Annotated in this window: 18 protein-coding genes and 1 tRNA gene; 3 read left to right on the top strand and 16 right to left on the bottom strand. The window is 72.0% G+C overall.

What is annotated here, in order from left to right:
• Positions 1-289: 289 nt before the first annotated feature.
• Positions 290-2,068 carry a LuxR C-terminal-related transcriptional regulator gene (locus AB0E07_RS16350; RefSeq protein ID WP_362251380.1) on the bottom strand — a complete coding sequence of 593 codons (1,779 nt, stop codon included), beginning with the start codon at positions 2,066-2,068 and terminating at the stop codon, positions 290-292.
• Positions 2,069-2,165: 97 nt separating this feature from the next.
• Between AB0E07_RS16350 and AB0E07_RS16345 the strand changes: the two genes are divergently transcribed.
• Positions 2,166-3,251: a M12 family metallopeptidase gene (locus AB0E07_RS16345; RefSeq protein ID WP_362251377.1), complete on the top strand. Its 1,086-nt coding sequence runs from the start codon at positions 2,166-2,168 to the stop codon at positions 3,249-3,251.
• Between the two features lie 178 nt (positions 3,252-3,429).
• On the opposite strand, the gene AB0E07_RS16340 is transcribed toward AB0E07_RS16345, so the two are convergent.
• Positions 3,430-3,503: transfer RNA gene (locus AB0E07_RS16340), tRNA-Pro, on the bottom strand.
• Between the two features lie 44 nt (positions 3,504-3,547).
• Positions 3,548-4,990, bottom strand: coding sequence for an MFS transporter (locus AB0E07_RS16335; RefSeq protein WP_362251374.1), 1,443 nt, complete (start codon positions 4,988-4,990; stop codon positions 3,548-3,550).
• 163 nt (positions 4,991-5,153) lie between these two features.
• Here AB0E07_RS16335 and AB0E07_RS16330 point away from each other — a divergent pair, with 163 nt between their 5' ends.
• Positions 5,154-5,732 (top strand): helix-turn-helix domain-containing protein, encoded by a 579-nt coding sequence (locus AB0E07_RS16330; protein ID WP_362251371.1) that lies wholly within the window; start codon positions 5,154-5,156, stop codon positions 5,730-5,732.
• A 113-nt stretch (positions 5,733-5,845) separates the two neighbouring features.
• On the opposite strand, the gene AB0E07_RS16325 is transcribed toward AB0E07_RS16330, so the two are convergent.
• From AB0E07_RS16325 to AB0E07_RS16305, 5 genes are all read right to left on the bottom strand, one after another.
• A complete protein-coding gene (locus AB0E07_RS16325; protein WP_362251368.1) occupies positions 5,846-6,880 on the bottom strand; it encodes an Ldh family oxidoreductase in 1,035 nt (344 codons plus the stop codon).
• 12 nt (positions 6,881-6,892) lie between these two features.
• Entirely contained in the window at positions 6,893-8,593 is a 1,701-nt protein-coding gene (locus tag AB0E07_RS16320; RefSeq protein ID WP_362251366.1) for a thiamine pyrophosphate-dependent enzyme, read from the bottom strand.
• Between the two features lies 1 nt (position 8,594).
• Entirely contained in the window at positions 8,595-9,455 is an 861-nt protein-coding gene (locus AB0E07_RS16315; RefSeq protein ID WP_362251363.1) for an amidohydrolase family protein, read from the bottom strand.
• A gap of 129 nt (positions 9,456-9,584) precedes the next feature.
• Positions 9,585-10,844: an L-2-hydroxyglutarate oxidase gene (lhgO, locus tag AB0E07_RS16310; RefSeq protein ID WP_362251360.1), complete on the bottom strand. Its 1,260-nt coding sequence runs from the start codon at positions 10,842-10,844 to the stop codon at positions 9,585-9,587.
• Positions 10,845-10,879: 35 nt separating this feature from the next.
• Positions 10,880-12,316 carry an aldehyde dehydrogenase family protein gene (locus AB0E07_RS16305; RefSeq protein ID WP_362251357.1) on the bottom strand — a complete coding sequence of 479 codons (1,437 nt, stop codon included), beginning with the start codon at positions 12,314-12,316 and terminating at the stop codon, positions 10,880-10,882.
• 117 nt (positions 12,317-12,433) lie between these two features.
• On the opposite strand from AB0E07_RS16305, the gene AB0E07_RS16300 reads away from it, so the two are divergent.
• Positions 12,434-12,724 (top strand): antibiotic biosynthesis monooxygenase, encoded by a 291-nt coding sequence (locus AB0E07_RS16300; RefSeq protein WP_362251354.1) that lies wholly within the window; start codon positions 12,434-12,436, stop codon positions 12,722-12,724.
• A 64-nt stretch (positions 12,725-12,788) separates the two neighbouring features.
• Here AB0E07_RS16300 and AB0E07_RS16295 read toward each other — a convergent pair whose 3' ends face one another.
• The 8 genes from AB0E07_RS16295 to AB0E07_RS16260 all read right to left on the bottom strand — a co-directional run bounded on the left by AB0E07_RS16295 (position 12,789) and on the right by AB0E07_RS16260 (position 19,625).
• Positions 12,789-13,775, bottom strand: a complete 987-nt coding sequence (locus AB0E07_RS16295; protein ID WP_362251351.1) for a methionine synthase II (cobalamin-independent)-like protein — start codon at positions 13,773-13,775, stop codon at positions 12,789-12,791.
• A 6-nt stretch (positions 13,776-13,781) separates the two neighbouring features.
• Positions 13,782-14,243, bottom strand: a complete 462-nt coding sequence (locus tag AB0E07_RS16290; RefSeq protein ID WP_362251349.1) for a heme-binding protein — start codon at positions 14,241-14,243, stop codon at positions 13,782-13,784.
• On the bottom strand, positions 14,240-15,019 hold the full coding sequence (locus AB0E07_RS16285) for an alpha/beta hydrolase (protein WP_362251346.1): 780 nt from the start codon (positions 15,017-15,019) through the stop codon (positions 14,240-14,242). Before AB0E07_RS16285 ends, AB0E07_RS16290 begins: the two co-directional genes overlap by 4 nt.
• 26 nt (positions 15,020-15,045) lie before the next feature.
• Positions 15,046-15,417: a VOC family protein gene (locus tag AB0E07_RS16280; protein ID WP_362251343.1), complete on the bottom strand. Its 372-nt coding sequence runs from the start codon at positions 15,415-15,417 to the stop codon at positions 15,046-15,048.
• Positions 15,414-16,184, bottom strand: a complete 771-nt coding sequence (locus AB0E07_RS16275; RefSeq protein WP_362251340.1) for a fumarylacetoacetate hydrolase family protein — start codon at positions 16,182-16,184, stop codon at positions 15,414-15,416. The genes AB0E07_RS16280 and AB0E07_RS16275 overlap by 4 nt, the downstream gene beginning before the upstream one ends.
• Entirely contained in the window at positions 16,181-17,629 is a 1,449-nt protein-coding gene (locus tag AB0E07_RS16270; RefSeq protein WP_362251338.1) for an NAD-dependent succinate-semialdehyde dehydrogenase, read from the bottom strand. Before AB0E07_RS16270 ends, AB0E07_RS16275 begins: the two co-directional genes overlap by 4 nt.
• A 61-nt stretch (positions 17,630-17,690) precedes the next feature.
• Positions 17,691-18,602, bottom strand: coding sequence for a VOC family protein (locus AB0E07_RS16265; protein ID WP_362251336.1), 912 nt, complete (start codon positions 18,600-18,602; stop codon positions 17,691-17,693).
• Between the two features lie 111 nt (positions 18,603-18,713).
• Positions 18,714-19,625: a LysR family transcriptional regulator gene (locus tag AB0E07_RS16260; RefSeq protein WP_362251333.1), complete on the bottom strand. Its 912-nt coding sequence runs from the start codon at positions 19,623-19,625 to the stop codon at positions 18,714-18,716.
• Positions 19,626-19,779 lie beyond the last annotated feature (154 nt).

Here is a 19,779-nt window from a genome sequence, read left to right as displayed (position 1 = left end):
CGCGGGAGCGCCGGACCGGGCCCGCAGGGGCGCCGGAGGGCGCGGGGTGTGCCCGCCGGGACGCCGCGTGCCTACCAGGCCCGGCGCGCATACCAGGCCCGGCGCGCATACCAGGCCCGGCGCGCATACCAGCCCCGGCGTGCACGGTTGTGTGGGCTCCGCTGCCGCGGAGGACGTGATCCACTCATCCGGGCGGATCACCGTGCGCTCACCGACCAGGGGCTGGAGTGGGGCGGAGGGCCGGGCACCCGGGCGTGCCCGGCCCATCCGCGCCCTCGGGGCGGCCGGTTCAGGCCGGTTGGGCGTCCGGGAGTTCGACCAGCCAGGGGAGGGCGCCCCGGTCGCTCGCGCCGAGGCGGGCGTAGGCGCTGTAGAGGTGGTTGCCGACCGTGCGGACCGAGAGGGTGAGGCGTTCGGCGATCTGGCGGTTGCTGAGTCCCGCCGCGGCCAGCGTGACGATCTGCCTTTGCCGGGCGGTGAGTTCGCCCAGGACCAGGCCGGAGAGGGCCGGGGTGCGGGCGCCCTGGCAGCGGCGGGCCAGGGACACCGCGCGGGTGCGTGAGGTGCGGGCGGCCCGCGGGTCGCGGTGGGCCCGTACCGCCTGGGCGTGCGCCTCGGCCGCGTAGAGCAGCAGCCCTCGCTCCTGGAGCGCCTCGGCGGCGCGGTCCAGCGCGGGCCCGTCGCCCCGGGCCAGCGCGTCGGCGTGCTGCGCGAACACGCCGTCGAGACGTCCGGCGGCCCGCTCGGGCGCCCCGAGCCGGACGGCGTCGTACGGCTCGACGGTCGCGAGGGCCGCGTCGATGTCGCCGCGGGCGACGGCGGGCCAGCCGGTCCCGTCGTCCGCGGCGGGGGCCGGTTCGCCCGACTGGGCTGCCGCGAGGGCGAGTTCGTCGCGGCACCGCCGGTCCTCGGGGGCGTCCAGGAGCCCCTCGCGGGCCCATGCCTCGGCCTCCTTCAGCCGCCCGCCGATCCGGGCGAAGCGCGCGCGTACGGCCGCGTACCCGGCCGGGACCCGGGCCCCTTCGTCCACCAGCCACTCCCCCACCGGCGCAGACACCGCCCGTACGTCGGCGAGCCGGACGCTCCTGGTGAGCAGGTCCCGCTCCGCTTCGAGGGCGGCCGCGCACTGCTCGGGGCCGCGGGCCAGCCGCCTCGCCCGGAGCCGGCCGGCCGCGGCCCGCAGCACCGGACCGTGCAGGGCGTGGGCGAGCCGGACGGCGCCCCGGTCGTCGATGCGGACCAGGCCGTCGGCTTCCAGTGTTTCGAGGACCCGCAGGTCGAAGGCGTCCATGTCCGGGGCGAGGGGCTCGTCGAAGGCGATCCGTTCCAGGGTCTCGCGCTCCTCGGGGCGGGCCCGGTCCAGGACGTGCGCGGCGCGCTCGCGCACGGTCGGCGTCAGGGGCAGCGGCCCGCGCCAGGCTCGGGCGCCGGAGCCCGGTACCGGGGTGAGCAGTCCGTGCTCGCGGACCGCGCCCAGCAGGTCGCGCAACAGCCGCAGATCTCCGCCGCAGAGCCGGTGCAGCCGGTTCACGGTCAGCGGTTCCAGGCCGCCGCCCGCCTCGGTGGCGAGCAGTTGGGCGGTCTCCTCCGGGGGCAGCGGGTCGAGTGTGAGCCTGGGCAGCAGTTCACCGGTCCACAGCCGGGTGATCGAGCCGGGCGCGGGCACGCCTTCGGTGGCGACGACCAGCAGCCGGGTGCGTCCCTGTACAGCGAGCTGGTGGACGAGCGCGGCCGAGGAGTCGTCGAGGAGGTGCGCGTCGTCCACGATCAGCAGGCGTACGGAGGACAGGAGTTGGACGGCGCGGTGCAGGGTGACGCCCTCGGGCAGCAGGTGCGCGAAGGCGGCGAAGGGGATGGCGCGGGCCTCGGGCGTGCCGGCCACCCTGGCGCGCTCGGCGCCCCGGGTGGCCTCGGCGACGAGCCGGGTCTTGCCGCACCCGGCGACGCCGGTCACGACGATCCCGTTCCGGCCCGAGGTCAACGCCCCGCGGATCAGCTCGACTTCGCCGTCCCGTCCGGTGAACGGCCAGGGCATTTCGAGGGTCTTCGCATCCCGTTCGAATGTCATCACACCGAATAGAGCGCGGTTACTCACCCCTGATACAGGGCGACTTGAGTAGCCCCCGACTCAGGCGCGGGGCGGCCGGGGACGGCAACCTTGGCGCATGACCGCTCGCTACTGCTCCCTCGCGCAGCAGTCGGCCCCCGTTCTGGCACCGGGGCTGACCGCCGAGCGGCAGCGCGCGCTCATCGGCGGACGCCGGATGTGGGTCAACCACACGGTCCTGCACTACTACTTCTTCGACGGCGACAGCGACGCTTCCACGATGTCCGTACCGGGGACCGGGGGGTTCCGGAAGGTGTCGTGGGTCGGCTCGAAGGAACAGCGGGACGTGGTGCGCGAGTGCTTCCGGGAGTGGCAGGACCTCGGCATCGGGGTGTCGTTCACCGAGGTCGCCGACCGCTCGGAGGCGGAGGTGCGGATCGGGTTCCAGCCGGGTGACGGTTCGTGGTCGACCGTGGGCAAGGACGCGCTCCAGGTCGGTCTGAACGAGCGGACCATGAACTTCGGCTGGGACCTGACCGCGCCGGGGGAGCGCGGGACGGCCCTGCACGAGATCGGGCACACGCTCGGCATGCTGCACGAGCACCAGAGCCCGTTCGCCGGCATCCACTGGGACGACGAGGCCGTCCTCGCCGACCTGGCGGGGCCGCCGAACTTCTGGAGCCGGGAGACGACCTTCTTCAACATCCTGCGCAAGCTGGACCCGGACGAGGTCAACGGCTCCGCCTGGGACCCTCAGTCGATCATGGAGTATCCCTTCGGCGAGGGCCTCATCCTGGAGCCGGAGCAGTTCCGGCGGGGTCTGAACCCGCCCGGCACGCTCTCGTCCGCCGACAAGGAGTTCGTCCTGCGCTGGTACCCGCCGGCCGGTGCCGTTCGGCCGCCCGCGCTGGTGCCGTTCCGCTCGGCGCCGATCGTTCTCGGCCCGGGGGAACAGGCCGACTTCACCGTCGAGCCGCCGGAGACCCGCGAGTACACGGTGGGCACCTTCGGCGACAGCGACACCGTCGTGGTGGTCTTCGAGGAGCGGGACGGGGAACCGCGTTACCTCACCGGCCAGGACGACGGAGGCACGTCGGGCAACACCAGGATCAAGGCCCATCTCGTCAAGGGCCGCCGCTACTTCGTCCGTGTGCGCCTGTACTCCGCCTGGGGGTCGGGGGAAACCGCGGTGATGTGCTGGTAATCGGCACGGGTACAGCCGCACACGGACGAACGGACCACTGTCCGGCGCCGGGGGAGCTGCCGGCGACGCCGCCTTCGGGGGAGGGTGACGTCGCCGGCAGCGTCATGATGTCCGTAGACCACCGGAAACAACGAAGAGGGTCCTCGCGGGCTGTCGCCCGCGAGGACCCTTCGTACCGTCGGGACGACAGGATTTGAACCTGCGACCCCTTGACCCCCAGTCAAGTGCGCTACCAAGCTGCGCCACGTCCCGGTGCGCCCGTCTCGCGGTGACCCACGAGAACGCGCAGGTAAACCTTACCGTACGCGGCCGGATGCTCCGGTCTGCCGGGGCAGCGGGGCGGGTCCCCGGACGGTCCTCGCGGGGCGGGCCGGGCGGGCGGTCGGGACCAGCAGGGCGGCGAGGGCGGCGGCCAGGCAGAACACGGCCAGCAGCGCGAAGGCATGCTTGTACCCGGACTCGTACGGCAGGCCGGAGGGCTGGAGGCTGCCGGTGACCAGTACGCCGGTCACCGCGGCGCCGAGGGAGCCGCCGATGGTGCGGATGTTGGCGTTCATCCCGGTCGCGGCGCCGGTCTGCTCGGGCGGGACGCTTCCGACGATCAGGTTGGCCATCGAGGCGAAGGCGAGCCCGATGCCCAGGCCGAACACGCCCGAGACGACGGCGATCTGCCACTGCTCGTCATGCCACAGGGCGAGGAAACCGCAGGCCACCGCACCGAGTGCGGCCCCGGCGGTGAGCAGCGCCTTGGCTCCGACGACGGGCTGGAGCCGGCCGCCGAGCACACCGGAGAGGAACATCGCCACCAGCATCGGCAGCATGAGCAGCCCGGACCGGGTCACGCTCGCGCCGAAGCCGTAGCCAGCCGAGCCGGGGGTCTGGACGAAGCCCGGCAGGAAGGACCAGATCGCGTACATTCCGGCGCCGAAGAGCAGGGCGGCGGTGTTGGTGGTCCACACCGCTGGCAGCCGCATCACCTTCAGGTCGATCAGCGGGGTGCGGGAGCGGGTCTCGGCGCGCAGCCACAGGGCGAACAGGACGAGCGCGGCGGCGAACAGGCCGAGCACACGGGGTGAGCCCCAGCCCCAGACGGTGGCCTGGCTGATCGGCAGCAGCAGGGCGACGAGCCAGACGGAGAGCAGGACCGCGCCGGGCCAGTTGACGCCGCCCCGGGCCCGGGTGGCGGACTCGGGGACGTAGCGCAGGGCGATCAGGGTGGTCACCGCGACGACGGCGACCGGGATCCAGAACAGCCAGCGGTAGTCGAGGGCGGTGATGACGGGCCCGGCGGCGACCATGCCGACCCCGCCGCCCGCGGCGATCACCGCGGAGAGGTTGCTGATGCTGCGGGCGACCTCGCCGGGGGCGAACTCGTCGCGGATGATGCCGAAGGACAGGGGGAACAGGGCGCCGCCCACGCCCTGCACGACCCGGGCGACGATCAGGACCCCGATGGACGGGGCGAGGGCGGCGAGCAGACAGCCGAACGCGACGACGGCCAGGACGGCGACGAGGGTGCGCTTCTTGCCGACGAGGTCGCCGACCCGGCCGAGGATCGGGGTGAACACCGAGGCGGAGAGCAGGTACGCGGTCATCACCCAGGTCGCGGTGGACTGCGAGGCGTGCAGCTCCTGCTGGACGGTCGGCAGGGCCGGCGCGATCAGCGACTGGAGCATGGAGAACACGGCGGCACCTGTCGCGAGGACGGCGAAGGTGAGCCGCGTGGAGGAGCGGGGCATGAGGAGCCTCTCCGAATCCGAGCGGAGTGCGAGCGGGGGAAGTGAGGGCGCGCGGGCGCACGGGCCCACGGCGGACAGACCCCCGCACTGGTAAAGTGGAGGTACTCCTCCACTCTAGCGGAGGCAGCCCTCCGCTTCAATCGTGCCCTCCGGGAGGCAGCCCGTGACCGCCCAGTCCTTCCCCGTCGCCGAGATCGTGGCGGCCCGGCGGCCGCACCGCAAGGACGCGGCGCGCAACTACGACGCCCTGCTGGCAGCCGCCCGGGAGGCGTTCGCGGAGAAGGGCGCGGAGGCGTCCCTGGAGGACATCGCCCGCCGGGCCGGCGTCGGCATCGGCACCCTCTACCGGAACTTCCCCACCCGTCGGGACCTCTTCGAGAGCGTGTACGCGGGCGAGGTGAACGACCTCGTCGAGGTCGCCCGCGAGGTGGCCGACCTGGAGCCGTGGCGGGCCCTGACGATGTGGCTGGAGCGGTTCACCGGCTACATGGTCACCAAGCGGGCGGTGCGTGAGGCCCTCGACGACCAGTCGGAGATCTTCGACGCCTGCCGGGAGTCGATGTACGCCGCGGGCGGTCCGCTGCTGGAGCGGGCCCAGCGGGCGGGCGCGGCCCGGCCGGACATGGACTTCGGGGACCTGCTGCGCATGGTCGCCGGCATCACCGCGACGACCTTCGTCGACGACGCCCAGCGCGACCGGGTCCTGGCCATCGCGCTGGACGGCGTGCGCACGGGCCGCTGAGAACACGCACGGGCCGCCGAGAACACAAGGAGCGCCGCCGCCACAGGACGTGGCGGCGGCGCTCCTTTCCGACGGCCGCCGGCCCTCCCCCTTCGGGGCCGGCGACCTCGCTCTCACTCGGGCGGGGTGATCCCGAACCTGCCTGCGGCCTCGGTGAGTTCACGCCAGACCTTGGGCGTGACGGGGACGCCTTCCTCGGCCCGCCGGTCCGCCACGGCGGCGCTGCGCTCACCCGGGTAGTACACGGCGTCGTCGCTGGGCAGGCGCTTGAGCGCGGACAGCGTCTCGTCGACCTGGGCCGCGAAGGCCTCCGGGTCGCCGAAGGCCGCCGGGTCCACGGCGATGAGCAGCGCGTTCTGCCGGTGCTTGCGGCCCTGCGGGTCGTCCGAGTGGAAGGAGGAGAAGATCGGCGCGCCGACCAGCACGCTGGTGAGCAGCTCGAACGCGAGCGACATCCCCGAGCCCTTGGCCCCGCCCAGCGGCAGCGGCATGACCGCCTGTTCGGGGTCGGTGGTGGGCGTGCCGTCCGCGGTGGCGGCGGCTCCCTCCGGCAGCGGGGTGCCGTTCGCCCTGGCCTGCCGGATCTTGCCGAGCGCGATGGTGGCGGTGGCCATGTCGAGCACCACCGGGGCGTGTTCCCTGGCCGGTACGGCGACGGCGAGCGGGCTGGTGGCGACGGCCGCGCCCTTGACACCGGTGTAGCCCATGTTGGGCATGCCCGCCACGAACCCGATGCCGACCAGGCCCTGTTGGGCGATCCGGGACACGTAGTAGCCGATGGCCCCGGTGTGGACGGTCTGCCGGACACCGACCGAGGCGACGCCGGTCGTCCGGGCCCGCTCGACGGCCTCGTCGGCCGCCGCGGTGAGCGCGACCGGGCCGGGGGCCCGGTCGGCGTCCAGCACGGCCGCGGCCGGGGTGGTCGACTCGATCCTGATCTCGGGCCGGGCGTTGGCCACGCCCTTGGCGAGCAGTTCCAGGTAGGCCGGGACGCGGGCGATGCCGTGCGAGTCGACACCGCGCAGCGCGGCCCAGACGAACACGTCGGCGGTGGTGCGGGCGTGCTCGGCGCTCAGGCCGCCCTGCTCCAGCAGGGCCACGGAGAGTTCCCGCAACTCCTCCGCGGGCACGAGCTTCCGGTGGGACATGGTTCTCCTTGATCAGCGGGTGACGAGGACGTCGACGACGGCCGTGGTGCCCTCGGCGACGGCCTTCAGGGCGCGCTCCAGGGCGGGCCCGAGGGCGTCGGGCGCGTCGACGGTCTCGGTGTGCATGCCGAACGGCTCGGCGAACCCGGCGAGCCGGGGCAGCCGGTGCAGATCGGTGCCGAGCCACTCCCCCGTCTCGGCGGCGGCACCCTCGGGGTAGAACCGCCGGTGGTTGAGGTTCATCGACTTGTAGACACGGTTGTTGAAGACGACGATCAGCAACGGCAGTTCGTACGCGCGCGAGGCGTCGTACGAGGGGATCACCGGGTTGTAGGTGAAGGCCCCGTCGCCGATGGTGAGGACCACCGGGCGCTCCCGGGCGGCGAGTTTGACGCCCAGCGCGACCGCCATGCCCTGGCCGAGGCCGCCCTGTACGTAGAAGTACGAGTCGGGGGCGTCGTTCTGCAGGTGCCGCTTGACGACGCGGCTGTGGGTGATCGTCTCGTCGACGACGACCGCGTCCTGTCCGTCGAGCAGCCTTCGCAGTTCCGCGGCCACGAGGACGGGGTCGATGCCCTCGGCGGCGCCGGCCCGGGCCTCGGCGGCGGCGATCGACAACTGCTCGTCCGCGTGCCGCTGCTCCTGTGCGGCGCGCCGGGCGGTGACCGTCGCCGGGTCCAGGTCCTTCGCCCGCTTGGCGAGCTGGCGCAGGGTGTTGGCGACGTTGCCCTCCATGTACCGGTCCGCGAAGAGGACCTGGTAGACCACGTGCGGGCGCTGGGGCACCTCGTCGATGACGACGACCCGCGCCTTGGACGGGCGGCGGCTCGGCGGGTAGAAGGGCGCCCGGCAGTTCACCAGGAGGATCAGGTCCGCCTCGTCCATCCACGGACCGATGTCGCTGCCGGCGTGCAGCGGATGGGTGCGCGGGAAGTTGCCGCACACCGCCGAGTCGGGCTCGACGACGGGGATGTCCCAGGCTTCGGCGAAGGCCGTCAGGGCCTCGAAGCCGTCCGCCTCCCGGCCGGCCGTCTCGGTGACGATCACCGGGTTGACGGCCTCGCGGATCATCGCCGCGACCGCGTCCGCCTCGTCGGGCGAGCTGTGCGTGGAGCCCGGCGGGACGATCGGCTTGGCCTCGCGGCCGTCCCACTCCTCCAGCAGGATCTCCAGCGGGATGTTCAGGTACGCCGGTCCCGCCGGGGCCCGCCAGGCCAGCTCGGCGGCCCGGGTGATCATCGTGGGCAGGGTGTGGACACTGGCCGCCTCGTTGGACCACTTGGCGAACGGCTGCGCGACGCCGTGCGGGCCGCCCACGACCGACAGGTTGCGGTACCACTGGCCGCCGGGGTCCTTGCCGGGTCCGTCGCCGTAGGTGGCCGACTCCGAGGAGGTGACCACCATCGGGACACCGGCGAGCAGTGCTCCGTGCACGGCCATCGAGCCCTGGAGGAGGCCGGGAGCCGCGTGCAGCAGCACGCCCTGCGGGCGGCGGGTGATCAGGCCGTATCCGGTGGCCATGCCCACGGCCACCGTCTCGTGCGTCAGATCGAGGTACCCCGGGCAGGGGGTCCCGTCGCGGTGGTGCCGGGCCAGCGACTCCCACACCGGGGCCCATTCGGACCCCGATGAGCAGAAGACGTAGTCGGCGCCCGCGGCGGTGAAGGCGGAGACGGCGGCGTCACCGCCGTCCAGGTGCTCGGTGTCGTTCATGTCAGCCCTCGATCGGCCAGTTCAGGACCTCGGAGATTCCGCGGCCCATGATCCACTCAAGCTCCTCGGGGGTGAAGTCCCAGTGCTTGGTGAACTGCTCGATGGTGTCGGTGTACGTGATGCCGTGGCCGAGCAGGCGGGTGATGTCGGTGCCGTAGAAGCAGCGCTCCGGGCCCATCTTGTCGACCATCTCGCGCACGTACTTCTGGATGTTCATGTTCGGGAACGGCTGCGTCGAGTAGCCCGGCAGCGCCGAGACCTTGACGTAGATGTTCGGGTGGGCGGCGAGGTCGGCGGTCTCCTGGACCCAGTATCCGATCGCGTCGTCGACACAGCGGGCCATGATGCCCATGTGGTCGATGATGATCTTCAGCTCGGGGTGCTTCGCGGCGATCTCCCCCAGCTCGCGCTTCCAGATCGGCGCGTGGACCATCGTGGGGATGCCGAGCTCCTCGGCGATCGGCCAGTACCAGTCGTTGGTGCCGTCGATCATCCAGTTGCGGTCCTGCGGCCGGTGGAAGGTCAGCCGCGTGCCCTTGACGTGCGGGTTCTGCGCGAAGTCCTTCAGCATGGCCTTGCCCTCTTCGGGCTTGTTCTGCGGGATGCGGGCCATGATGCCGAAGCGGTCGGGGTGCGCCTCGCAGGCTTCGAGCGCGTAGTCGATGCGGTCGCCCTCCCAGGACGGCGGCAGGATCAGCGCGCGGTTGACGCCGGCCTCGTCCATCAGCTCCAGGGCCTCCTCGTAGGAGAAGGGGTCCTCGCGGTGGCCGTTGAGGCGGATCCGCTCCCGGGCCCCGGGGACCCAGGGGCGGTCCGGGGTCTCTTCCAGCCAGATGTGGATCTGCGTGTCGACGACGAACATGGCCTCAACTCTTTCTGTCGAACAGGGCGGTGGGGGCTTGCGGAGGGAACGCTAGGCGGGGCGGGAGCGCTTGCCGAGACCTTGGGGCGCAAGCTGTTGTTGCGCGAAATACGGCTCTACGCAGGGCATTCACTGTTTGCCGGAGCCGTCGCCCGAGCCCCGGCGCGAGCCTCGGCCCGAGCCCTCGCCCGAGCCGTCGCCGAAGACGGCGTCGACGATGTGCTCGGCGATGGCCAGGGAGGCCGTCGCGGCCGGTGAGGGGGCGTTGCGGACGGCCGTGACCCGGCCCTCCCGGTGGATCCGGAAGTCGTCGGCGAGGGTGCCGTCCCGGTCCAGGGCCTGCGCGCGGACGCCGGCCCCGCCGCGCACCACGTCGTCCACGCCGACGTTCGGCATGTACAGGCCCGCGTCCCGCATGAAGGCCCGCCGGGACAGCGAGCCGCGGTACTCCTTGATGCCGGTGCGCCAGTGCTGGGCCGCCATCCGCCAGGCCCCCGGGTAGACGGCGAGCCCGGCCAGGTCCCTCAGCGAGATGTCGCCGAGCCGGTAGCCCTCCCGGGACAGGGCCAGTACGGCGTTGGGGCCGACCTCCACGGTGCCGTCCACGCGCGGGGTGAAGTGGATGCCGAGGAAGGGGTAGCGGGGGTCGGGCACCGGATAGACCAGGCCGCGCACCAGCCGGGCCTTCTCCGGCTTGAGCAGCATGTACTCGCCCCGGAAGGGGATGATCCGCGGCTCGGCCCGGTCCTGGGCGAGCCGGGCGACGGAGTCCGACTGGAGGCCGGCGCAGATGATCAGCCGGTCCACGCGGACCCGGTCCTTCGCGGACGCCACCTCGATCCCGCCGGGCACCTCGGTGAGGGAGGTGACGGGGAAGCCGAGCCGCACCTCGCCGCCGGACGCCTCGATGTCCTTGGCGTACTCCCGGGCGATCGCCCGGTAGTCGGTGATCGCCGTGCGCGGCGAGTGGAGGGCCGCGATGCCGCCGGCCTCCGGCTCGATCTCCCTGATCTCCTCCCGGGAGACCTTCCTCAGCTCGGGCACGTGGTTGCCGCGGGCCCGTTCGTAGAGGTCCTCCATCCGGCCCAGCTCGTCCTCGCGGACGGCCGTGACCAGTTTGCCGACCTCCTCGTAGGCGAGCCCGCGCTCCTGGCAGTACTCGCGCAGCAGGGAGACCCCGCGGACGGTCAGCCGGGCCTTCAGGCTGCCCGGCGCGTAGTAGAGGCCGGCGTGCACGACGCCGGAGTTGTGGCCGGTCTGATGGACGGCCACCTCGCTCTCCTTCTCCAGCACCACGACCCGGGTACCGGGTCGGCGCAGGGCGATCTCGCGGCCGGTGGCCAGGCCCACGATGCCCGCGCCGATGATCCCGATCGTCTCGTCAGCCATCGGCGTACTCCTTCACACTCGGCTCGGTCGGCAGGTCAGAAGTGGATCGCGACGGTCTTGACCCGGGTGGAGAAGCGGAGCACCTCGTCGCCCTGCTCCTTGTAGGCCGTGCCGGAGTCGCGGAATCCGCCGAAGGGGAGGTGGACGTCCCAGCCGGTGGTCGTCGTGTTGACGGCGACCTGCCCGCACTCGGCCTCGTCGGCGAACCGGTACGCCCGCGACAGGTCACGGGTGAAGAGGGCGGCGGCGAGACCGAAGTCGGAGTCGTTGACGGCGTCGACGGCCTGCTCGAAGCCGGCGACGGCACGCACGGCGAGGACCGGTCCGAAGACCTCGTCCCGCCAGATCGCCATCTCGGGGGTGATGTCGCCGAGCACGGTCGGCAGCACGTAGCAGCCGTCGGGGCGCTCGGCGTCGGCCGCTCCCCCGGTCAGGACGGTGGCGCCCTCCGCCACGGCCCGCCCGATGTCGGCGAGGACGGAGTCGCGCTGCTTGGGGCTGGACAGCGGGCAGAGCGTGGTCGCCGCGTCGGTGCCGGGGCCGACGGTCAGCGCCTCGACCTCGGCGAGCAGCAGGCGGACGAAGTCGTGGTGGACGGCGCGTTCGACGATGACCCGGCTGGTGGCGGTGCAGCGCTGTCCGGCCTGTCCGAAGGAGGCGGCGACCACGGCCTTCGCGGCGGCCGGGAGGTCGGCGTCGGCGAGCACGACGGAGGCGTTCTTGCCGCCGAGTTCGCCCTGGAAGCGGACGTTGCGGTCGGCGAGCCGGCGGCGGATGCGGTTGCCGACCGCGTTGGAGCCGGTGAAGGTGATCGCGGCGATGCGCGGGTCGTCGAGGAGGGCCTCCTCGATCTCCGCGGTACGGCCCGTGATCACGTTCAGCGCTCCGGCGGGCAGGCCCGCGTCGTGCAGGGCGCGGGCGAAGTGCAGTCCGGACAGCGGGGTCTCGGTGGCCGGCTTGAAGACGGCGGCGTTGCCGGTGGCGAGCAGCGGGGCGAGCTTGCGGGCCGGGGTGATCAGCGGGTCGTTCCAGGGGCTGACGACGAGGATGACGCCGATGGGTTCGCGCTGGGTGTGGGTCCGGGTGTCCGGGCGGACGTCGTGCAGGAGGGTGCCGTAGCCCTGGCGGGCGAGCCCTGCGTAGTACTCCAGGAAGTCGGCGGCCTTGCCGGTCTCGGCGCGGGCCTCGGCGAGCGTCTTGCCGTTCTCGGCGGTGACGTCGGCGGCGATCTCCTCCAGGCGCTCCCGGATCAGCCGGGCCGCCTCGGTCATGATCCGGGCGCGCTCGAAGGGGCTGGTGCGCTTCCAGACCGCGAAGGCGCGCTCGGCGCTGTCGTAGGCCCGGGTGACGTCCTTGGCGGGCAGGGCGGGAATGCGGGCGAGGGGGGTCCGGACGTCGGCGGGGTCGTGGACGTCGATCCACTCGCCGGAGGTCACCCACTCTCCGCCGACGAGGGTTTCCAGGGTGCGCATGGCGTTTCACTTCCTTGTTGGGCAGGCATTGGTTGCGCGGCGCGCGGGTGGCCGGGGCGTCCGTCCGTGCTGGAATCGGCGTGCCCCTCGCACCCGCTTCGATCCGGAGGACGTTCCATGTCGTACGCCGTTTTCGCCCACTACCGCTGCGAGCCCGCCGACGCGGGAGGGGTGCGGGACGCGCTGCTGAAGATGCGGGAGTTGACTCGGTCCGAGCCCGCGAACCTCGCGTACGAGGTGCACGCGGAGGCGGACCGGGAGGGCGGGTTCGTGCTGTACGAGGTGTACGCGGACCGGGCCGGGTTCGAGGCTCACGCGGCCGCGCCGTACTTCGAGGAGCTGATCGTGCGGACCGTGCGTCCGCTGCTGGTGGAGCGCACGGTCACGTTCGCGGAGGTCGTCCGGTAGTCGTCCGCGCGGTCCTGGGGGCGCGGGCGACCGCGCCCCCTTCGGCGTGCTGGTCGGACACGGCCTAGAACTCGTTGCCCCAGCAGTAGCGGGCGACCGTCTCGACCAGGATCAGCTTCTGGCGCTGCTGCTCCGCGGTCAGGAGCGGGGAGTCGGCCACGTCGGCGAAGCCCCGGGAGGGCGACACCGCCATGTCCTCCATGTCCTTCAGCTCGGCCGCCGCGTCCAGCCGGGCCATCAGCGTGTCGATGTCCTCCAGTGCCGGGTTCGTCGCGTCGACGACGCCGAGGCACAGGTCCCGGTCCTCGGGAAGGGGCCTGATCAGGTCCAGTTCGGACGGCGTGCCCTGGTCGAAGGGGAGGATCCAGCGGTCGGCCGGGACCTCGCCGTACAGCCGCTCCAGGCGGGCGGGGTCCGGCTCGGCCGGTGCGGTCCAGCCGGGGCAGACGCCGATCCGGACGCCCTCGGGGCGCTCGTCCAGGCGTACCGCGGCGGCCTCGACCGCCAGGGCGTCCTCGAAGCTGAGGGCGGTACCGGCGGGCCAGTCGAGCAGGAGGGGGTTGTTCAGCTGGATCAGGCGGACCCCCCGGGAGACCAGCAGTTCGATCTCCGCGTGGATGATCTCGGCGAGGGCCTCGCCGAGTTCGCGGGCCGAGGCGACGCCGAGTCCCGGTTCGAAGGTGGTGGCCGCCAGGTAGGCGGGGGACGGCAGGGACGCCTTAGGGGCGATGACGGTCAGCTCGGCGAGGCGGGCGGATGAGTCGGCGAGCAGCGGACCGGCCGCCTTGGGCAGGGACTCAGCGACCCAGCGGGTCAGTCCGTCGGCCGTGTCGCCGGTGGCGCGGAAGCCGGAGACCCCGTCGAGGACCGCCCCGCGGAAGTCGGCGCGGGGGAAGTCGCCGTCGGTGACCACCGTGGAGCGGAGCTTGCGCTGGTAGACCACGGCCTCCCGAACCGCCTCGGCGACGGACTCGGGGTCCTTCGGGTCGAGGCCGGCCGGGCGGACCAGGCTGCCGTGGTGATCGATGCGGTAGTTGAACGTATCGGCCATGGCCGGTCAGTCCTTTCCGGGTGCCGAGACGCCCCAGGCGGCGAACTCCAGTTCGTAGCCGAGGGATTCGAGCACCGCCTCGGCGATCTTCTGGTCCTCGGCGGCGGTGCCGCCGGCGATGCCGAGGCCGCCGATGATCTCGCCGTCCTTCTTGATGGTGACGCTGCCCTCGGTGGCCATGATCGGCATGGCCGCGCCGGGGAGCTGGGAGAGCTGGGAGAAGAAGACGGGCTGGCTCTCCTGCCACTTCTTCAGCATGGTGCCGGGGCGCTGCATGACCGCTGCGGTGTAGGCCTTGGCGCGGGCGATGTCCGGGGTCAGGGGGCGCGCTCCGTCGGGGCGGCGGATGGCTATGGGGAAGCCGCCGGCGTCGACCACGGCGACGCTCACCGCCTTGCCGATCTCCTGGGCGCGCTCCTGGGCGGCGGCGAGGATCTCCTCGGCGGCGGCCAGCGTGAGGGTGGTCATGCGGAGTCCTTCGGTGGGGTCAGGGTGCGGCGCAGCCGGGCTACGGCCGCGTTGTACGCGTGCGGGGTCTCCCAGTACATGGAGTGGGGGGCGCCTTCGACGATCTCCAGGTGGGAGCCGGGGAGCAGTTCGTGGGCGCGGGTGACGGTCTTGACGCCGAGCACGGCGTCCTTCTCGCCCGCGAGGAAAGCGACCCTGACCCCGGAGTCCTGGATGTCCTGCAGGGAGGGGCCGTTGGTGTCGAGGTTGCGCAGGTCCTGCATGCGGGCGACGTTGAAGGTGCCCATCTGCTGGAAGAGGAAGGTCAGATCGGCGCGCTCGCTCTGGAACGGCTTGGTGAGCAGGCGGTCGATCACCGGGAGTTTGACGGCCTCGGCCCGGTCGGCGGCGGCCAGTTCCCTCAGCTCGGGGTGGCTGATGCCGCCCAGGGAGTGGCCCAGGACGACGGAGGAGACCCGCTCGGGGCGGAGCAGGCCGGCCTTGAGGGCGGCGACGGAGCCGATGGACTGGCCGACCAGCATGACGTCGGTGAGATCCTCGGCGTCGAGCACGGCGGCCACGTCACTGGGGAAGTCCTGGCCGTCGAAGTCGGAGGAGTCGGACTTGCCGAAGCCGCGCAGGTCCAGGGTGACGACGGTGAACTCGTCGCGCAGGGCCGCGACCTGCTGCCACCAGGCGGCGTGGTGACCGCCGCTGCCGTGCACGAACAGGATGGCGGGACCGTTGCCGTGGCGCTCGTAGTAGATGGCTGTGCCGTCGGAGTCGGCGAGGGGCATGAGATTGAACTCCCGTTGGTGCAGGCTCAGTTGGGGCGCTTGGCGTGGTAGACCAGCTCGATCATGGTGTGGTCGGGGTCGTGGATGTAGCAGAACTTCGACTGGTTCTCGGGGCGCTGGATGGGCCGGGTGTGCCGGATGCCCAGCTCCGCGAGGTGTTCCAGGAAGTCGTCCCAGTCGTCGACCTCGACGGCGAAGTGATAGGGCGCCATGCGTTCCATCTCCTCGACCGGGGTGAAGTGCAGATCGAAGGTGCCGCGGGTCATCAGCACCACGCGGGTGTTGGACTTGGGCGTGATCCGCTTCATCCCGAAGACCTTGGCGTACCACTCGGCGGTCCGGTCGGGGTCGGTGGTGGGGAAGTTGACGTGGTGGATGTAGCGGGGTTCCTTGCTCATGCTCGATTCCCTTCGGGTTGTACGGGGTTGGTCAGCGTGCCGATGCCGCTGATCTCGACCTCGACGGTGTCCCCCGGTTCCAGCTGGCAGGTGGACTCGGCGCCCATCCACAGCACGTCACCGGGGTGCAGGGTCAGGTGGCGGGTCATCTCGACGATGTAGTCGAAGGGGTCGAAGACCATGTCGCCGGTGGGGAAGGAGGACCGTTCCTCGCCGTTGACCCGCAGGGTGGTCGTCTGGGCGAGGGCGTCGACGTCCGTCTCGATCCACGGGCCCATCGGCTTGAAGGTGTCGCTGTTCTTGCTGCGCCAGAACGTGCGGTCCTCGTGCTGCCAGGTGCGGGCGCTGACGTCGTTGCCGACGGTCCAGCCGAAGACGGACCCGCGCGCCTCCTCGTACGTGGCGTGCCGCAGGGTGCGGCCGACGACGGCGACGAGTTCGGGTTCGGCCTCGAAGCGTCCGGTCACCTCGGCCGGCTTGACGATGGGCGAAAGGTGGCCGGTGAGCGCGTTGTTGGCGCGGTAGCCGATCTCGGGGCGCCCCGGCGTCTCGGCCCCGGCGTGCTCGATGTGCCGGGGGTAGTTGTAGCCGACGGCGTAGAAGACCGGCGGTACCACGGGCGGCAGCCATACGGCGGCCGACCGCTCCAGGGTGCCGATGACGTCGGGGTCGCCGTCCAGGGGGGAGCCGGACAGCAGCTCGACGTCCTGCTCGCCCACGCGGCCCCAGACCGCGCGTCCGCCGACGCAGACCCGTGCGTACCTCATGGTGCCAGCAGGTGGGAGACGCGCTTGATGACCAGGTAGGCGTCGAGCGCCTCGGTGCCGCCCTCGCGGCCGTACCCGCTGTCCTTGACCCCGCCGGAGGGGGCCTCGTGGACGGAGCCGCCGCAGTGGTTGATCGACAGGATCCCGGCCTCCAGTTCGGCGGAGAGCCGCTCGGCGGTGGCGGCGGACCGGGTGAAGCCGTAGGCGGCCAGTCCGTAGGGCAGGGCGTTGGCGGTGGCGAGCGCCTCGTCGAGGTCGGTGAAGGGGACGAGGGGGGCGAGGGGGCCGAAGGGCTCCTCGCGCATCAGTTCCGCCTCCGCCGGTACGTCGGTCAGGACGGTCGGTGCGAAGAAGTACCCGGGGCGGTCCAGGCGGTCGCCGCCGGTCAGCACCTTGGCGCCGCGGGACACGGCGTCGGCGGTGAGACGCTCCATGGCCTCCAGGCGGCGCTCGTTGGCGAGCGGGCCCATCGTGGTGCCCTCGGCCAGGCCGTCCCCGACGGTCACCGCCTCGGCCGCCTTCACGAACTCGGCGGTGAACTCCTGAACCAGGCTCTCGTGGACGAGGAAGCGGCTGGGCGAGGTGCACACCTGGCCGGCGTTGGCGAACTTGGCCTGGGCGGCCTTGCGGGCGGCCGCCACGGGGTCGGCGTCGGCGCAGACGATCACGGGGGCGTGTCCGCCGAGTTCCATCAGCGAGGGCTTCATGACCTTCCCGGCCTCGGCGGCGAGGAGCTTGCCGACGGGGACCGAGCCGGTGAACGCGATCAGGCGGGTGACCGGGGAGGCGATGAGGTGGGCGGAGACCTCGGCGGGTTCACCGAAGACCAGGTTCAGCGCTCCGGCGGGCAGACCGGCGTCCACGAAGCAGCGGACGAGTTCCATCGCGGTGGCCGGGGTCTCCTCGGACGCCTTGATGACGATCGAGCAGCCCGAGGCGAGCGCCGAGGAGATCTTGCGCATCGGGCCGCCCGCGGGGAAGTTCCACGGGACGAACGCGGCGACCACGCCGACCGGTTCACGGCGTACGGAGAGCAGGGTGCCCGGGGCGGAGGGGATCAGGCGGCCGTAGGCACGGCGGGCGTCGTCGGCGTGCCAGCGCAGGGTGTCGGCGACCCGGCGGGCTTCCCCGGTGGCCTCGGCGAGGGGCTTGCCCTGCTCCAGGGTCATGATCCGGCCGATGTCCGCGGCGCGTTCGGTGAGCAGGGCGGCGGCGGTGTGCAGGATCTCGGTGCGCCGGGCGATGGGGGTCGAGCGCCAGCGGCGGAAGCCCTCCTGGGCGGCGGCGAGGGCGCGGTCGAGGTCGGCGGCGGTGGCCAGCGGGACCTCGCCGATCGGGGCCTCGGTGGCGGGGTTCACGATCGGGGCGGTGCGTCCGGTGCCGCCCTGGCACCACTCGCCCGCTATGTGCATACGGACGGCGGGGTAGCCGTGGTCGGTGGTCATGGGTGGGTGCCCTCTCCGGGGTTCGTCGCGGGTCTGGGTCCGGGGTGCGGCTCTCCGGTGGTCAGGAGGCCTCGTTGTCGCGGTTGGTGCGCAACGCCCAGATGTGGTGGGGCGGGGTGGTGGCGTGCACCCGGGTCTCGTAGGAGTCGTCGACGCGGTCCATGTCGGCGGCGTACTCCACGCGGCCGCCGCTCGGTGCGTGCAGGAAGCGGAAGACGTTGGAGCCGATGGTGTGCCGGCCGAGCCTGCGGGCCTCGCGCCAGCCCTTCTCGATCATGTGGTTGCCGCCCTCGATCACGTCGTCGAAGCCGGGTACCTCGTAGGCGATGTGGTTGACGCCGGCCCGGTCGGGGCGGTGGCACAGCAGCATGGTGTGCTGGTCGTCGTCGCCGGGGGCCTGCATGAAGACGCCCATCGGCTCGACGACGTCGGTGGGCCGGAAGCCGAGGCGCTCGGTGTAGAAGGCGACGGCGTCCTCCCGGCCCTCCTTGACGATGTTGAGCGCCACATGGCACATGCGCAGCGGGCGGACCCGGGTGATCGCCTCCAGGGCGGTGTTCCACCGGTGCACGCTGCCCGACGCGTTGGCCGGCCGGGGCGTGACGGGTGCCGGCTTGGGGCGGGCCAGGGTGAGTCCGACGCCGAAGCCGGTCTCGTCCACGGTGTGGTGGACGCCGTCGGCGCCCGCGCGGACCGGGCGGTCCTTGCCGGCGGCGGCCACCAGCCGGGCCAGTTCCTCCTCGGTGTCCACGCCCCACACCACCTCGCGCAGGGTGGGGCCCGACTCCACCGGCGGCGGGAGCAGCGGGCCGGGTCGGGTGTCGAGCTGGAGGGTCTGGCCGGTCAGCGTCTCGAACACGGCGTGTTCGTCGGTCCTTTCGACGAGGAACAGTCCGAAGTCGTCGTAGAAGCGGACGCATTCGTCGAGGTCGTCGATGCTGTAGGTGACCGACTCGATTCTCTGGATTCCCATGGATTCCTCGTTTCGCGGGTCGCCAATGAGCCTAGGTTTGTGGATCGCGGGGGCTCAACGGCCCGTGCGCAACAGGTTGTGCAATCGTTTCTTGCGGCCGGGGAAGCGCGGCTACGGCTGGATCGCGGGGATCGGGTTGCGGGAGAACCACGCGGTGAGGAATTCCAGGAACACGCTGATCTTGCGCGGGGCGGCCTGCCCCGGCCCGTAGATGGCGTACAACGGGCGGTCGGGGACGGCCAGTTCCGGGAGCAGGACCTTCAGCGCGCCGGAGACGAGGTCGTCGTAGGCCGGGCGCTGCGGGAGCAGGGCGATGCCGCGTCCGTGGACGGCCGCCTTCTGCAGGGCGAGGTAGGAGTTGGACGAGAAGGCCACGTTGCGGATCTTGTGCAGGGTGGAGGCGTGGCCGTGGCCGATCCGCCACACCGGGTCGTTGACGTGGACCAGGCAGTCGTGGTGGGCGATGCCGTTCGGCTCGGTCAGCGGGCCGTTGCGCTCCAGGTACTCCTCGGAGGCGCACAGCACGAACGGCAGCGAGGCGATCTTCTTGAGGCGGACGCTGGAGTCGCGCAGGTCCCGGGTGTGGAAGGCGATGTCGAATCCGCTGTCGAGGAAGTCGTAGGTACGGTCCGACATACCGCCGAGTTCGAAGCGGACCTGGATTTTGGGGTGTGCCGCGGAAAAGGCGGCGATGGCGTCCCCGAGATCCAGGCTGCCTATCCATTTCGGGCAGATGATGCTGAGGGTGCCCTCGGCCCGGTCGTGGAGATGCGCGATTCCGGCGTCCTCCGCCTCGATCTCCTCAAGGATTCTGGCGGAGAATTCCGCGTACCGCTGCCCCGGTTCGGTGAGGCTCACCGAACGGGCCGTGCGGTTGACCAGCCGGACCCCGACCTGCCGTTCCAGTTCCGCCACGTGGCGGGAGACCAGGGAGCCCGACGAGCCCAGTTTCTTGGCGGCGCCGCTGAAACTGCCGACCTGCGCGACGGTGACGAAACTGTGCATGAGAAGAAGGCGATCCATGGTTCCTCCTGGGGCCCGTGGCGGCAGACGACGCTGTCTTCGGGACCCGACGCGCTGGGGAAGGACGTACCGGAGTGGGAGCTGTGGAAGCCTGCCCCACGGGTTGCCGGCAGTTCAGACTAAGGACATTTCCCGCTGATCCAAGGGTTCTGAC

The organism is Streptomyces sp. NPDC048002 (assembly GCF_040653275.1).
Classification (GTDB): Bacteria; Actinomycetota; Actinomycetes; order Streptomycetales; family Streptomycetaceae; genus Streptomyces.
The sequence above is the reverse complement of the archived record's forward strand: the minus strand, read 5'-3'. Positions and strand labels throughout refer to the sequence as shown.

Bases quoted from the DNA above. Each gene is read 5' to 3' on its own strand.
- AB0E07_RS16280 (WP_362251343.1), bottom strand. From the start codon at position 15,417: ATGAGCAAGGAACCCCGCTACATCCACCACGTCAACTTCCCCACCACC.
- AB0E07_RS16315 (WP_362251363.1), bottom strand. From the start codon at position 9,455: ATGTTCGTCGTCGACACGCAGATCCACATCTGGCTGGAAGAGACCCCG.
- AB0E07_RS16270 (WP_362251338.1), bottom strand. From the start codon at position 17,629: ATGACCACCGACCACGGCTACCCCGCCGTCCGTATGCACATAGCGGGC.
- AB0E07_RS16300 (WP_362251354.1), top strand. From the start codon at position 12,434: ATGTCGTACGCCGTTTTCGCCCACTACCGCTGCGAGCCCGCCGACGCG.
- lhgO (WP_362251360.1), bottom strand. From the start codon at position 10,844: ATGGCTGACGAGACGATCGGGATCATCGGCGCGGGCATCGTGGGCCTG.
- AB0E07_RS16265 (WP_362251336.1), bottom strand. From the start codon at position 18,602: ATGGGAATCCAGAGAATCGAGTCGGTCACCTACAGCATCGACGACCTC.
- AB0E07_RS16295 (WP_362251351.1), bottom strand. From the start codon at position 13,775: ATGGCCGATACGTTCAACTACCGCATCGATCACCACGGCAGCCTGGTC.
- AB0E07_RS16275 (WP_362251340.1), bottom strand. From the start codon at position 16,184: ATGAGGTACGCACGGGTCTGCGTCGGCGGACGCGCGGTCTGGGGCCGC.
- AB0E07_RS16290 (WP_362251349.1), bottom strand. From the start codon at position 14,243: ATGACCACCCTCACGCTGGCCGCCGCCGAGGAGATCCTCGCCGCCGCC.
- AB0E07_RS16350 (WP_362251380.1), bottom strand. From the start codon at position 2,068: ATGACATTCGAACGGGATGCGAAGACCCTCGAAATGCCCTGGCCGTTC.
- AB0E07_RS16285 (WP_362251346.1), bottom strand. From the start codon at position 15,019: ATGCCCCTCGCCGACTCCGACGGCACAGCCATCTACTACGAGCGCCAC.
- AB0E07_RS16260 (WP_362251333.1), bottom strand. From the start codon at position 19,625: ATGGATCGCCTTCTTCTCATGCACAGTTTCGTCACCGTCGCGCAGGTC.
- AB0E07_RS16305 (WP_362251357.1), bottom strand. From the start codon at position 12,316: ATGCGCACCCTGGAAACCCTCGTCGGCGGAGAGTGGGTGACCTCCGGC.
- AB0E07_RS16320 (WP_362251366.1), bottom strand. From the start codon at position 8,593: ATGAACGACACCGAGCACCTGGACGGCGGTGACGCCGCCGTCTCCGCC.
- AB0E07_RS16345 (WP_362251377.1), top strand. From the start codon at position 2,166: ATGACCGCTCGCTACTGCTCCCTCGCGCAGCAGTCGGCCCCCGTTCTG.
- AB0E07_RS16325 (WP_362251368.1), bottom strand. From the start codon at position 6,880: ATGTCCCACCGGAAGCTCGTGCCCGCGGAGGAGTTGCGGGAACTCTCC.
- AB0E07_RS16335 (WP_362251374.1), bottom strand. From the start codon at position 4,990: ATGCCCCGCTCCTCCACGCGGCTCACCTTCGCCGTCCTCGCGACAGGT.